The 14,632-nt window shown below is 41.2% G+C and carries 12 protein-coding genes; 2 read left to right on the forward strand and 10 right to left on the reverse strand.

Going from position 1 to position 14,632, the window contains the following annotated elements; genetic code table 11:
* Positions 1-8 precede the first annotated feature (8 nt).
* Positions 9-650 carry a GDSL-type esterase/lipase family protein gene (locus A391_RS0107060; RefSeq protein ID WP_019898350.1) on the forward strand — a complete coding sequence of 214 codons (642 nt, stop codon included), beginning with the start codon at positions 9-11 and terminating at the stop codon, positions 648-650.
* A 13-nt stretch (positions 651-663) separates the two neighbouring features.
* Here A391_RS0107060 and A391_RS0107065 read toward each other — a convergent pair whose 3' ends face one another.
* A complete protein-coding gene (locus A391_RS0107065; protein WP_019898351.1) occupies positions 664-915 on the reverse strand; it encodes a SemiSWEET transporter in 252 nt (83 codons plus the stop codon).
* An 8-nt stretch (positions 916-923) separates the two neighbouring features.
* On the reverse strand, positions 924-1,856 hold the full coding sequence (locus A391_RS0107070) for a DUF808 domain-containing protein (protein WP_019898352.1): 933 nt from the start codon (positions 1,854-1,856) through the stop codon (positions 924-926).
* Between the two features lie 113 nt (positions 1,857-1,969).
* On the opposite strand from A391_RS0107070, the gene A391_RS0107075 reads away from it, so the two are divergent.
* A complete protein-coding gene (locus A391_RS0107075) occupies positions 1,970-4,195 on the forward strand; it encodes a heavy metal translocating P-type ATPase (RefSeq protein WP_019898353.1) in 2,226 nt (741 codons plus the stop codon).
* A gap of 144 nt (positions 4,196-4,339) precedes the next feature.
* Here A391_RS0107075 and A391_RS0107080 read toward each other — a convergent pair whose 3' ends face one another.
* The 8 genes from A391_RS0107080 to A391_RS0107115 form a co-directional block, all read right to left on the reverse strand.
* Positions 4,340-5,602, reverse strand: a complete 1,263-nt coding sequence (locus tag A391_RS0107080) for a tetratricopeptide repeat protein (RefSeq protein ID WP_019898354.1) — start codon at positions 5,600-5,602, stop codon at positions 4,340-4,342.
* A 24-nt stretch (positions 5,603-5,626) separates the two neighbouring features.
* Positions 5,627-6,547, reverse strand: a complete 921-nt coding sequence (locus A391_RS0107085; RefSeq protein WP_019898355.1) for an ExeA family protein — start codon at positions 6,545-6,547, stop codon at positions 5,627-5,629.
* Positions 6,548-6,550: 3 nt separating this feature from the next.
* Positions 6,551-8,296, reverse strand: coding sequence for a pilus (MSHA type) biogenesis protein MshL (mshL, locus tag A391_RS0107090; RefSeq protein ID WP_019898356.1), 1,746 nt, complete (start codon positions 8,294-8,296; stop codon positions 6,551-6,553).
* Between the two features lie 44 nt (positions 8,297-8,340).
* The gene (locus A391_RS0107095; RefSeq protein ID WP_232416153.1) at positions 8,341-8,676 is read right to left on the reverse strand and encodes a hypothetical protein; all 336 of its coding nucleotides are present in this window, start codon (positions 8,674-8,676) and stop codon (positions 8,341-8,343) included.
* Positions 8,677-8,768: 92 nt separating this feature from the next.
* The gene (locus A391_RS0107100) at positions 8,769-9,476 is read right to left on the reverse strand and encodes a hypothetical protein (protein WP_019898358.1); all 708 of its coding nucleotides are present in this window, start codon (positions 9,474-9,476) and stop codon (positions 8,769-8,771) included.
* Positions 9,473-10,249 (reverse strand): PilN domain-containing protein, encoded by a 777-nt coding sequence (locus A391_RS0107105; protein ID WP_019898359.1) that lies wholly within the window; start codon positions 10,247-10,249, stop codon positions 9,473-9,475. Before A391_RS0107105 ends, A391_RS0107100 begins: the two co-directional genes overlap by 4 nt.
* Entirely contained in the window at positions 10,246-11,088 is an 843-nt protein-coding gene (locus A391_RS0107110; RefSeq protein WP_232416154.1) for an agglutinin biogenesis protein MshI, read from the reverse strand. The genes A391_RS0107105 and A391_RS0107110 overlap by 4 nt, the downstream gene beginning before the upstream one ends.
* Before the next feature lie 296 nt (positions 11,089-11,384).
* Positions 11,385-14,588: a DUF6701 domain-containing protein gene (locus A391_RS0107115; RefSeq protein ID WP_019898361.1), complete on the reverse strand. Its 3,204-nt coding sequence runs from the start codon at positions 14,586-14,588 to the stop codon at positions 11,385-11,387.
* Positions 14,589-14,632 lie beyond the last annotated feature (44 nt).

Raw genomic sequence — 14,632 nt, forward strand, 5'->3', positions numbered from 1 at the left:
GACACTGAATGGTCAGAAGATTTTTTCTCGGTATCATCGTCGTTTTATTTGCATCATGTGATTCTGGACATCAATATACGACGCTTTCTCCTAATGCAAACGTTGTGGTGTTAGGTGATAGCCTCACTTACGGTACTGGTGCCGCAGATGGTGAAGATTACGTGAGCCTTTTAAGCGCAGATACTGGCTGGAAAATCAAAAATGCTGGTGTGCCCGGTAATACATCTGCTGATGGGTTAAGTCGGTTGGATGGTTTGTTAGCATTGCATGACGATGGTATTCAGAAAATTGATTTATTGATTGTAGAGTTAGGCGGTAATGACTTTCTGAAACATGTACCTGAAACAGAGACCATGCGTAATCTAAATGAGATACTAGTGCAAACTAAAGCGCGGAATATTCAGACTGTATTGATCGCAATACCAAGGTTTAGTCCGATAGGTGCAGCGTTCGGTAATCTGGAAGATCATCCCTTGTATGAGAGGCTGGCAGATGAAACAAACACACCTCTGGTTGATAGTGTATTTTCTGACGTCTTAGCAAAAAATAGCTTGAAGGCCGATCCGATACATCCAAACGCAGATGGCTATCGGATTGTGGCTGCTGACTTAAAAAGTGCTTTGTCGGACTTCGGCTTTCTGAAAAACTAGTGGTTTATATACACTAATCTTTATGCGTGATTTTTAAGTATAACACTACACATGCGAGCATGAAGGTGACGCTGTTGGCGACAATAATAGGCCAGCTCATAATCATGATGCCATAAATTAGCCAGCCAAACACACCTAGACTAAATAGGCTATACATAGGCAGAGAAACGCCAGATAAATCTCTTGTTTTCCAAGAATGTAGTGCCTGCGGCACAAATGCAAATGTTGTTAAAAACGCTGAAAAATAACCAACTAAATCCGTCATATCTAACTTTATTTCACTTTAATTATCTTTAATAGTTTTTTAGCAGCTAGCATCACCATCAGTACAGCAATTCCTGCAATAACGCCAAATACGCCATCCAACAGTGTTGGCAAGACGGTTTGTAAGAACCCGTTATTTATTCCATTGCTTATATGCTGAATTGTATGGTGCACCATTGGGATGCCATGTACTAAAATTGCACCACCTACTAAGAACATCGCAGCGGTACCGACTACTGATAAAGTTTTCATCATATGCGGTGCAAACCATAGGATGCCAAAGCCTAGCTTGCGCTTTAGCGCGGCAACCAAGTTTTTACCTTTGCAACTGGCTAGATATAAGCCACCATCGTCTAGTTTAACGATACCAGCAACTAATCCATAAACGCCAACTGTCATCACTGCAGCAATACCTGTTAATACTAATATTTGCTGTGTAAAAGCGGCGGTTGCTACAGTTCCTAACGTGATGACAATAATTTCTGCAGAAAGCACAAAATCTGTGCGGATGGCTCCTTTGACTTTTTCTTTTTCTAATACTTCTAGTGTTTTACTCTCATCCTGGCCAATCAACTTTTTAGGGTCATGATGGATATGTTCTTCAGCATGAAAAAACTTATGAAACAATTTTTCAACACCTTCAAAACATAGAAATAATCCTCCCAGCATAAGTAGTGGCGTCACTAACCAATTAGCTAAACCGCTAATCACTAAAGCTAAAGGTACTAGGATGATTTTGTTAATGGCAGAGCCCTTGGCCACAGCCCAAACAACGGGGAGCTCTCTATCGGCATTGACACCTGATACCTGCTGTGCATTCAGCGCCAGATCATCCCCCAATACGCCTGCTGTTTTTTTAGCCGCCACTTTAGTCATGACAGATACATCATCTAAAATAGTTGCTATATCATCAATAAGTGTTAAAAGACTTGCACCGGCCATGATTGCTCGTTTCTAAACAAAAGTTATCTAAATAAAACTAGATAGGTTTAATTACAATGACGAGGATTATAATGGATTACCATCACAATCATCTTTATCGATATTAAAAAATCATGACTAATCAAGTAAGTAATGAGTGGACTTTAGCGATTAAGGGCATGACCTGTGCGTCTTGTGCTGGTCGTGTTGAGAAGGCACTACTGAATGTGTCTGGTGTAGTGACTGCTGAGATTAATCTTGCTTTAGAAACGGCAAAGGTTTCTGGTGTAGATAAAGTGACCACAAAGCAGTTAATTGCTGCAGTGGATGCTGCTGGTTACCAAGCACAGTTATTAACTGCGCAAAACGATAGTGCTGAGCATCTTGCTGACTCTTACAGACGGAATCAGTGGTGGCCAAGTGCGCTTGCTGCTGTGTTGTCATTGCCCTTAGTGATTGCAATGGTTGCTGAGTGGTTAGGTTGGCAAGGTCAACTTTCTGGCTGGTTGCAGTGGGCATTAGCAACACCTGTGCAGTTTTGGTTAGGCTGGCGTTTTTATAAAGCGGGATGGCATGCGCTTAAAGCTGGCGCTGGGAATATGGACTTACTGGTTGCGATTGGTACCTCTGCGGCTTACGGCTTGAGCGTTTATTTGTTATTTAGCCCTTCTCATAGAGCAGGTGCACATCATTTATATTTTGAATCTTCCACGATAGTGATTACCTTAGTATTGTTCGGGAAATGGCTTGAAGGGCGTGCGAAGTCACAAACGACAGAAGCAATACGGGCGCTTAATACATTAAGGCCTGAGTTTGCTACAGTGGTAAAAAACGGACAGCCTGAACTAGTTTCTATCGCCTTGGTGAAGGTGGGGGATTTAGTTTTAGTGAAGCCTGGTGAGCGTATTGCTGTTGATGGAACAGTGCAGAATGGTGATAGCCAAGTGGATGAGTCCTTAATTACTGGTGAGAGCCTACCAGTGTCAAAAAAAGTAGGTGACAAAGTGACTGGCGGCGCCATGAATGGCGAGGGTCTTTTAACTATTATTACCAATGCAGTAGGTACTGAAACTGTACTTGCGCGTATTGTGCGCTTGGTAGAGTCTGCACAAGCGAAAAAAGCGCCAATTCAGCGATTGGTGGATAAAGTGAGTGCAGTTTTTGTGCCAGTGGTACTTGTGATTGCAACATTGACTTTGATTGTGTGGGGGCTGTTAAATGGAAATTGGGAGGCTGCCATCATTAATGCGGTCTCCGTTTTAGTGATTGCTTGCCCATGTGCGCTGGGTTTGGCTACGCCGGCTGCTATTATGGTTGGTACGGGCGTTGCTGCGCAACATGGTATTTTAATTAAAGATGCAGAGGCATTAGAGCTTGCGCATGCTATTAAAACGGTTGCCTTTGATAAGACTGGTACTTTAACAGAAGGTCATCCTAAGTTAATCACCATGCAATCGTCATCTAAAGACAGTGATGCTCGAGCTGCAGACGAGCTTCTCATGTTAGCTGCAAGCTTACAAGCAGGTAGCGAGCATCCCTTGGCCAAAGCCGTTACCAATGCCGCCAACGCTAAAGATTTACCGTTACAAGTCACGCAAAATTTACAGGCATTGGCAGGTAAGGGTGTAGTGGGCGAAGTGGGCGAAGTGGGAGTGCAAAGGTTATATTTTGGCAGCACCCGTCTCATGAATGACTTAAAAGTCAATCTGTCTAAATTCAAAGATGATGCTTTAGTGCTCGAGCAGGAAGGACGTAGTATTTCTTGGTTAGCACAAGCAAGAGCTCTTGATCATTTTGCACCTAAGCTATTAGGTATGTTTGCATTTGGTGACGCCATTAAAGCAACAGCTCATCAGGCAATTGATGATTTAGAGAAATTAGGCATTAAAACGGTATTAATATCAGGGGATAATCAAGGCAGTGCCTCCAGCGTTGCTAAGCAATTAGGGATTTCAGAGTTTTATGCCCAAGTCTTACCCGGTGAAAAAGCATCTATCGTGACACAGCTAAAACAAGATGGCTTAGTTGCTATGGTGGGAGACGGGTTGAATGATGCCCCGGCACTAGCCGTCGCGGATGTTGGGATTGCAATGTCTAGCGGCACCGATGTTGCGATGCACACATCAGGCATCACGTTAATGCGGGGCGACCCTGCTTTAGTTGCGCATGCGATTGATATTTCTAAACGTACTTATCAGAAGATTAGACAAAATTTATTTTGGGCATTTATCTATAACGTCGTGGGTATTCCACTGGCTTCTATGGGGATATTGAGTCCAGTATTAGCTGGGGCGGCAATGGCATTAAGTAGTGTAAGTGTGATTTCAAATGCGTTATTGCTTAAGCTATGGCGACCCTAAAATGCAACATACTTTTAGCGAATTAATTTCGTTGAATAGGATGTATTCAGACGGCATTTTGCCAGTATTTTTCTACATACTAACTAACATAACATTCTAGTTAGACGGTACTTGTTAACATGTATTTAGGTTAAGTTAGAATTTTTACTTGGCAATGCTTTGATTAATTTTCTTTAATTGCTGATCAACAAAGCTAGAAAGTGCTGGGCTGAGAGCGCCAGTTTGTTGCGCTTTAATGAATGCTTGTTGGGCGCTTTCGAGCTTGCCAACTGTTTGTAGAGAAATACCTAAACCAACTAGCGTATTTGTTTTTACACCTCCAGCATTTGTTTCAAGTGAAACAGCTTTCATGTAATGGTTAACGGCCTCTTCATGTCTGCCGCTACGTTGCAACAATGTAGCGAGAAAGGCTTGATAGTCGGCTTGGTTAGTCGCATATTGCAGCCCTTGTTCTAAGGTATTTAACGCCGTTGTTTGATCTCCAGCACTAATTTGCAAACGCGCTAGCGCAATACGAAACTCATTCTGCTCTGGACTAATTTGCAAGCCTGCATTCAGTACCTCTTTTGCATCATTCAGCCGTTTGTTATCAAGTAATAAGCTTGCAAGTGTCAGTCTAGCCTCATGATGCGCTGGGTTAAATTCAAGTGCTTTGGCCAAATTAGCCTGAGACTCTGCAACTCTACCTTGTTGTAAATAAATGAGAGCTTGCTGATAGTAACTATTGGCATTTTGTTCAGGACTTATTCTTTTGTTGATATTTGCCACGTGCTTGGTAGCAAACGCTGGTGAGGTACTTAGCTTGCTGTTCGTGTCGGTGGCAACCTCTCTTTTTGCAGGCTCACTTGATTCAATCAACGCTGTGGTTTTTTTTTCACTTTCAACGACTGGCTGCGTTGGTTTTTTTTTGGTGGTAGTTGCTGTTGTGCTTGCTTGCTGTTCAGAGTTGTTCTCTACGTTGTACTTAAGCGATGTTTCAAATAAGCTGTTAGGTTGAGCTAGTTGTTGTGTTTTGGTACTAAGACCTAATTCAATTGCGTCATTAGCCGACGTAATTGGAGTATCAGGCAAAGCTTCATTGGTGATTCCTTTGTCCTCAATTGCTTGGCCAAACTTTGCTGGTTGAGCACTGATTGTTTGGATTTCAGCTCTTTTTTCACTCGTCGTGTTGATTTCATCATTCTTATTTAAACCAAGCAAATCTTTGAAGTTGTTTTGCTGGTCTAACACAGAAAATAGCGTATACCCAAAAGCTAAAATTATGAGGACTAATCCAATGCTACCAATACGTCTACTGTTACTTTTTTTTGTGACTGCGCCAAACTGGGGAATAATTGATGGCTGAACATCAGTGGAATTCGCACCACGTTGTTCAAGGTCTTTTAGCATTTGATTGATTAAACTCATTGTTAGTCTTTTTATAATCGAGATTTAATATGGCTTTGGGTTATTAATCAACATCAATAAGATAATACCAAACAGCCCGAATAGCATTGTCACAGACAAGCTTTTTAATCCTATTTTCCGCCATGTAGTTTCAATCGACTGAGTATCTGATACTGCCGCTAGCACTTCGCGCATACCAACTTGATGCTTACCTTTGCCATAAGTGGCTAATAAAGCTTTGTGCGCTAGGATGTTAATCAGCCTTGGCACGCCTTTTGAATGAAAATACATCAGGAATAAAGCGATGCGCCCAAACATACGGCTACCATGATAACCCGCAATGCTGAGGCGATGGTTTAAGTAGTAAGCCATTTCATCACGGCTTAGCAAATCAAGCTGATAATTAAAAGTGATTCTTTGCTTAAGTTGCCTGATAGAGGGGTGGTTTAATTTATCTTCCAGTTCTGGTTGGCCAAAAATAACCACTTGTAGCAATTTTCTTTTTTCAGTCTCAAGATTGCTGAGTAAGCGTAGTGCCTCTAAAGTTTCTATCGGCATAGCCTGTACCTCATCAAGACATACCACTACTTTAATATTATCTCGCGCAAAGTTTAATAGGGCGTGTGTCAGAGCATTCAATATCAGATGTTGTGTTACTTGCGTATCAGATGGCAAACTAATATTTAGCTCTTCAGCCAAGACCATTAGAAGTGATTGTGGCTCAAGATATGGGTTGGGTACATATGCTATTTTGTAACTTTGGTCTAAGCTTGACATTAGCTTGCGGCATAACAAGGTTTTACCTGTACCGACTTCCCCCGTGACTTTAATAAAGCCCTCGCCAGTAGTCACTGCAAATATGACGGTATTTAATGCATCCTGATAGCTAGCCGATGCAAAATAATAGCTTGTATCTGGCGTAATACTGAAAGGAAACTCATTAAGCCCGAAATGTTGCAAGTACATGGGCTATTTATCCTCTGTAGGCACTGGTCTTTGCATTTCTTCGATGCGTTGCTTGCTAGATAGCATATCGTTTGCCCAATTTTCTTGGCCTTGAACAACGGATGCTTTAAGTAGAATCACTAACTCAGACTTAGTCTTAGAAGCACCTTGTTGGCGGAAGGCAGCACCTATACCTTTAACATCACCTAGTCCAGGTACTTTTGATTTTGAGCTAGTTGCACTTTCAGTCATTAGGCCGCCAATAACAATCACACGTCCATCACGTGTGCGTACAATGCTATCAGTTTCACTGATATTACTGGAAGCTAAAGGCAAGTTAATTTGACCGGCAGTACCACCTAAGGTTACTTGCTTGTTCACCGTAGATACTTGGCTAATAGAAGGGTGCATGTGCAAGATGATATTGTCATCTTTGTCAATTTGCGGTGTGACATCTAACGTAATGCCAGAAAAGAATGGTTGTAGTATGACTTCTGGCACTGTGGTCGTTGCACCAACAGATGCTGTGGTGTTGGATGAAATGCCCGTCACAAAAAACTCATCAGTACCCACTTTTAGCACAGCTTTCTGGTTGTTAATGGATGAAATGCGTGGGCTAGAAAGCACTTGTACATCGCCTTGCGTTTCTAAGAATGATAGCAAAGTTGAAAAATTAGCCCCTTGTAGTGCGATGGCAAACAATGGACCACCCAATGCTGTTGTCGCTGCATTGGCGATTACGTTGCCATTAGCAGCCGCTAAATCACCACTAATTAAGTTACCATTACCACTACTTGCCAGTTGTGTATTTGCGTTGATATTACCTACGATACCTGTGTTCGAGCCGCTACTGCCAAAAATAGACCAATTGACCCCACTTTGCGATAAATCATTAAGTTGAACATTGATGATTTTTGCTTCAAGAATTACTTGTCGTTCAATTGACACCTGCATTAAGCGTAAAAAAGATTCAACATTACGAATCTCATTTGGCATTGCACGTACAACAATCACGCCAGACTGAAGATTCACAATAATTCGGCGGCCATTTTCGTTACCGACAATTCCGTTAAGAGAGTCAGTTAAGTCTTGCCAGAAATCATTGTTGGAAGAGGTCGTAATACTAGTGCTAGTCAGTGGGCGGCTGTTATTGTTGCCGGAGCCACCGATATTGTTTGTTACTTGTGAAGTATTGCCAGTGTTATTAGCACCTTGTTGGTTGTTTTGCCCACCACTAATCGAGCCTGATGTAACACGTGTGTCTGAAGAGCCTCTACGTTGACCAACAATGTAATTCACTTGGAATACTCGTGTTTGCATTGACTGTTGCTCAATGAAAATGCGTGAACCATCCACTTTGTATTCGTAACCATACAGAGATCTTAGTGCGTCTAACGCCTCAAATACCGTCACATCTTTTAAGTTCACCGAGATATTGCCATTGATGTCTGGATGAACAAGCATGCTATAGCGAGTGCCGCCAACAATGCCCATTAATACTTGGTTGGCAGGTGCATTATTAATGACTAAATCAAAACGTTGCTCAAGCTTTTTAGCTGTTGTTTTTGGAATCTCAATTTTAAGTGGAGGTAAGAGTGCATCGTTGATTTCAACTGGCGTTGGTGCCACAGGTTTACTTTCTGCGCCAACGGTTAACTCATCTTTGATTGTATTAATCGTGCTTTGGTCATGAGCCTGCATAAACCCTGCACAGCTGGTAAGTAGCATTACAATCAATAGTGGAGATAGTCTTATTGCAATTGTCGGCATCTTGTTCTCGTTCAGTTCATTCTATCTATATGGAGCAATATTCTTTACTTGGATTGACTTCGTTGTTTAGACGGTATTGCCGAGCTTTTTGCCGGCAATATTTTTTTCTGTATTGAAAAATCCATCGTTAATGTTTTTAAGCTTCTATCAGGATTGCGTAACACGGCTTCACGTTCGTTAAGCTTAATTAACGTAGCACCATCGTATTTTTGCCCTAGCATAATTTTTTGCCCATTGATTATCGCTGCATGGTAATTCGAACCAAGGATAATCGATTGTAACACGGGGCCACTCAACAACTCACCACCTTGCCCGCTAGATGATTGATTATAAAAGGCTGCAGGGGGTTGCGTTGGGTCATTGAGAGTTTCAGCGAACACAGTATTTAGCGAAAATAAACACGCTGTACCAATTAGCCAATTTGACGTTATTTTTATCAAGTGTTTAAAAGTAATGAAGTGCGTGTTCATGCTTAAATACTCAACCATGCTTTATCTAAACTCAGCGTGTAAACTGTGAGTTTAAGTTGATTGTTAGGATACGCTTTTGTTGAAAGCTCAGCGTTGTTCCAAAGCACATGCCAATCCATTTTTTCTATCGTAGAGACATACTCTAGTAAATCTAAATAACGACCTTCTATTGTAATTTCTACAACATGTTTGAAGACTGGATTTTCCAGCTGCTCTTCCTGATTAGTGTTTAGTTCAGCAGTTGGCAGTTCAGTAGTATCAACAGGTTGCGCTAGTAAATTTTGTGTAGGCAACGTATTGAGTGCAATTAACTTCAGTTTGCCATTTTTAGCTAACAAATCTCTTAGCAACTCTGGCATTTTATCAGGGCTAATTAAGGTGATATCTAGTTGTTTTTTTGCTGTATCAATAGCAGCTAGCTCAATTTCTAAAGACGAAATACGTTGTTTGTTAGATGCATTTGGGTCAATAGGCTGTTTGTTTTTCAATATGCTAACTTGTTGCTGTAAATCTAAGATGACTGATTGATCTGTAGAGACTTCAGATAAGAATCTTTGTTTGCTAATTTCTAATGGGCTGATTAATAGCATGTTGATGGCTGTGTAAACTACTAATGCAGATGCTCCAAATACCATTAAACGTTCACGATTATTGAGCGCATCAAATTTACTAGAAAGAGATGACCATTTTTCTATCAGTGCAGCTTTCAAGATTTACCTCCAGTTGCTGGCGCTTGGCTAGCTGCATTTGATAGGGTGCTAATAGCCCGACTTGATGTGTTATCCAATTTTGACTCTAAAGAGAACTCAATGAAATTGGGGATATTGGTCGTCGTTGTTGGGTTTTGTTCATTAAGCCTCACATCGTTTAATTTATCTGATTGCGTTTGAGGTATAGCGGCAGGTATAGATGGACTATTGGATAACGTATCTGCTTTAGGTAAGCTAATATTCAACCCTGAGAATAGTTTTCCTTTTAACGCAGGCTCGTTGCTTAAGCGGTTTATGTACTGAGGGACTAAATCACCTTGTAGTGCTCTACCTTGAATATTAAGCGTATCTGTTTGGCTATCAACACTAAATCCTGTTAACCATAAGCCCTCAACACGTTGCCTAGCAAACGCGCGCATTAAGGCGGCGTAGCTGTTATCAGGAGTGTTTGTGCTGTGGCTGAGTAAAGTCAGTATTTGTTGTTGAACTTTTACTTTTTGCTCTAATTGGGTAATTTGTTTCTCAAGCGAAGTATCTTTATCATGAGGTGCGTGCAGTAGTGCTAAGGCTTTGAGTTCATTTTGCACGTTGATGAGATCATTCGCCATTTGCTCGCGTTGCAGACTGAGCGCTGAAACCTCTTTTTGCAGATAAGTATAGTAACCCAGCAGAATAAACGCCATTGCAACTATCATGGCAGCCATGCTGTTGAGTGTTAGAAACGGCTTTTGTTTGATTAAAGCAATATTGACGAGATTTATCTGTTGACTCACAGTTCATCTCCATCACGTAACGCAGCGCCTAGCGCAGGGAAGAACAGGGCTTGGGATTCTAAGGTATTAAGCTTTGCACTACCTTCAAAGTCAAAAATATCTGCTAAATCTAATCGCTCAACTTTAATGTACAAATAAGAGGTAAGGTAGTCATAAAAGTCTTCGCGACCAACGAACGGGGCCAATACCAGACGATTGATTGCAAGTTGAGGAAACTGACGTTCAAAGTTATCGAGTGAGCGCTGAATCTCTAAGGAAAATCTTTCGAATATGCTAGATTTTTGTTCACTGTTTTCACTCGAAATAGCGTCAGTGTTTAGTTCAATCTGCCTAGCATGATATAGCGCTTTATTGGCTGTGAATGTAAGTAACCCGCCGTTTTTGTTAATAGATAACAAAGCTAACCCACGGTTTTCTTCTTCAATATACGATGCTATATTTCTCTGTGCCATTTCAGGAATATCAATGACCTCTAGTCCTGATTTAGCAATATCAGTAAACTTTTGCATGAAGTCACCAATCAGCACATTTTTGGCAGATACGGCATAAACATAAGACTGTCGATTGGATTTACTATCATCAGCGGGAATGTTGATCACATCTATGGTTGCTTGCTCAACAGGATAGTCAATCATATCCTTTAGTTTCCAGCCAATCGCCTGCTTTAGTTCATTGTCAGGTACATTTGGTTTTTCAATCTGAAATATTTGGTATTCACCTTGCTTTATCAGCATGGTGCAATGATAGTTATCTAAATCAAGTTCAATGTCTGAAATGATAGACTCAATATCAAAAGGCTCTTTAGCATTTTTAACCTGAGAAAAAGTCATTTTAACCATAGGTTTTCTCCCATGGCTTTTTTCTATATGAGCTAATTGTGTGCTCTGTTCTGACGGCTCTATAGAAAGCCAACCTTGCAATTTTTTCTTGGTAAAAAATTTCATCTTGGGTATTTAATCGAAACCTAAGTCTCTTGTCGTTTACAAACAGTATATACTACATTAAGTTGTACGGTGTAACTTATTGTAATATATGTACTTGTTACCGTTAATTTGTAAAAAAATGCTATTTTTAACTATTAACAGATGGCTTTGATTCATCAAGCTAACAAAACATTACTGGCAAGTTTTGTAGATTAGTAGTTTTCACGAATGTAAATAATGGGGGTTTTGTAGATACCAAAAGTAGCCCGTGCACTTGGGTTCGTGATTCCAGACCCTGTCCAGTTATATTTTAGCCAATTAGGTACGGTTGCTGTAACGTTCATGGTGCCTGAGTTGCCACTGCCAGGTGCTTTTAAAGTTAAATTGAAATTGCCATTTTCTGGTGGTTCTTTAAATCTTTTGGCAACACTACCTGCAGTGCTACAACCTAAGCCGCTATTACCAGGGCTTCCTGTATCTAAGACGCATAGCTCGCTCGGAATCAGTCCGTCTCCTGTGTTTGGATCAGCAAATGCAAGACTAATACCTGTTGTACAGAGATCACTGCTATTAAGTACCCACGAACCATTACTCCAATATTGGGCAATCAATGACATAGGTAAATCTAATAACTCAGAGCCATAGGCATTTTGTAGTCGCATACGACCACTTCGCACTAGTGTGCTTCCCTCAATGCTACTTGAAACTACAGCTCTTAAAGAGCTGACAGCATCTGTATCAATCGCTCTTAATGTAATCGTTGAAGGAGAGGTGAGTGCGCTGCTGAATATAAAGCTTGGTGTAGCATTAGCTGTGCCCTGTGAGTAAGCAGCTGCAGCAACACTGTTATTTAATAACGAGCCACTTGTGACAGCATTACCATCACTAAGTGTGGTTGATTTAGAAAAATTAGGAGTGGTGTTTGCTGTGCCATCATAGTTTTGAGTGATATTGCCAGAGGCGTTCATTGCTTTAACTTGCAGATTAAAGGGTTGCGCAGAGTAGGTAAAGCCACCGGCATTACATCCTTGCGTCACGATGGTATCAAAATGGTCAGGGATAAATCTGCCAACATTGCCGGTCCCACTGCATACCGTACCACTTGTGCCAGTATTCCCTGTAACATTAATGCCCGAGCCTAAATAGCTACCACTATCTAAAGTTGCTGTGATGTCTCCGTTGCCAACTTCAGACCATTTGAGATTGCTGGCTGTCGCAACCCCATTTGTGAAAGATCCTAACGAACCTGTAAAACTACCACTGGCAGCATTAACGCCGGTGGGCTGACATTTACTAAAAGTAAGTTCAGCTGTTTCTGGAGTGCTTTCTCTGCCGAAATTAGGGGTGGTTGCGTTTAAGGCATTTCTTGCTGTTACTGTTGTGTTGAAGTTGTTACCAGCTTTGATAGGTGCAGTAGTGGTGTTGCTAAACACAAAGTCTTTAGGCGCTGAAGTGAAGTTATCGCTACCAGTCATACTCAATCCAGCATCTGTTCCTGCACCTGTATAAGTTGCATTGAGCAATATATCACCTGTATCAGCATACTGAAAGCTAGTGTTAGCAACGCCGGATGCGTTAAATGTTAGACTAATATTTCGACCTGTCATATCACATGCGGCTGAGGTGCTGTTGGCAGCATTCAGCGGCGTATTATTAATGCGAACAGGCAGTGTGCCTACAACTGGATTATTGTAGCTACATTTGAAGTTGACACTCTTACTAGTATTTGCAAAAGCTGGAGTGCATGCCAGTGTGTTGTTCGATTTTCTTACTGCACTAACATTAACGGTTTGAGTGGTTTCAGCGATATGATGAGGTACATCAAAGATAAAGCCGGAATCGTTATAAGTGTGGCTGCAACTTGAGGTGCTACCATTCCAGCAAGTCCATAAATTCGCTGGTGTCACTGATAGGTTGCTAGTTTCAAATGTGACGGTTTGTGCTGATGTAACAGGTACGTTGATGGTTGTGGCACTGCTACCTACAGGAATAGTAAATGGCACGGTTGTTAATATGGTTCCACTAGCACTTTTAGCAATAACACTACCGCTTAGTCCATTAGTATTCGCAGTGCAGCTATTTGCAGTGTCAAAGCTATTGCATGCATTAACGGTCACGATTGAAGCTGTACAGGTCAGACCACTTCCTGCGTGGCTTAGTCTTACATGGTCTAGCGTTGCGCATGCATTGGTATCTTGACGAACTGCGTTGAGCTGGCTGCTATTTAATGCGGATTGGAAGACTTTTAATTCATCAATATTGCCTGCAAAGCCAAAATTGTTATTACCTTCTCCCGAGGCGTTAGTTTCACCACCAATCGATGCAATCCCGTTATCTGAGCCAAAAGCACTTTCTGTCCATGTTGCACTTACGTTCGTTAGTAGTGTTCCAGATGTATTAAATATATAAATAAGTTTTCTTTTGTTAGGGATGTCCGCCACTGCGGCTACAAAATACCAAGTGTTATTTGCAATAACATTTCCAGTGTCTAAACTTAGTGCGGATGGAGTTCCTCGACTAAAAAAACGTAGTCTGCCAGTAGCGTTTTCATCGCCGATACTAAAACCAAAACCACCACTATTATTTTCATCATCAACAAAAATACGTTGGCCAGGAAGAGTGTTGTTTGTTGTTCTAATCCAAGCTGTAATGGTAAATGCATTGCCGTTCGCACCCATATTAGGAAAACTTGAGGGTAGAGCAACATAATCTTTGTTTGTGCGATTAAAAACGCCATAGCGACAGGTCCCAGGACTTCCAGTAATTGCTGGGGATGTGTTTGCTGTTGTTGGCTTTGTTGCACTTAAACTAGAAGCCCTGCTTGAGTAGCTTCCAATAGAATCGAGTACTTCCCCTGTTGTACCAGACCAAACCGATTCATTCATACGGAACTCTGCTATTTGCACAGGGGCAGGAGGTGCTGTACATTTGCTGTTGCTGGGAGAGCAATAACCCGTAACCGTAGTATTGTTGTTTAAATCTAGTCTATCTGCTGTTAAATTTCCAACGACACTTGCGTTATTGCCAAATCTAATTCTGTCGTTAGCGGTAAAGTTCACGTTTCCAGTAAAATTAGTACCGATATCTACATCTTCCCCATCATCTAGTACATTAATGTTGAATTCGTAACCGTTACTAGTAATCGTAAGGCCATTACCTGCATTGAACGAGCCTGAGGTAAGATTCAGCGTGACGGGGCTTGTAACGTTAATAGTGCCGTTATTCCCCAGAGATATGTCACCCGAACAGTTATAAGTAGTTCCACTTGAAAGACTGCAATTGTTAAAAGGTGAAGTTCCAATATTAGCAGGTAGATTGTATGCAAATGCATTTGGTATTGATAATAGCGTTGCAATAAACAGTAGAGTGCTTAGTTTTACACAAGGTTTTATCTGTAGAAGATTGATGATATTCATTACCCAGCTCTGTTTATTTGGCGGTTAAAATAAAGTTTTTAGAC

Source organism: Methylotenera mobilis 13 (assembly GCF_000384255.1).
In the GTDB taxonomy this organism is placed as follows: domain Bacteria; phylum Pseudomonadota; class Gammaproteobacteria; order Burkholderiales; family Methylophilaceae; genus Methylotenera; species Methylotenera mobilis_B.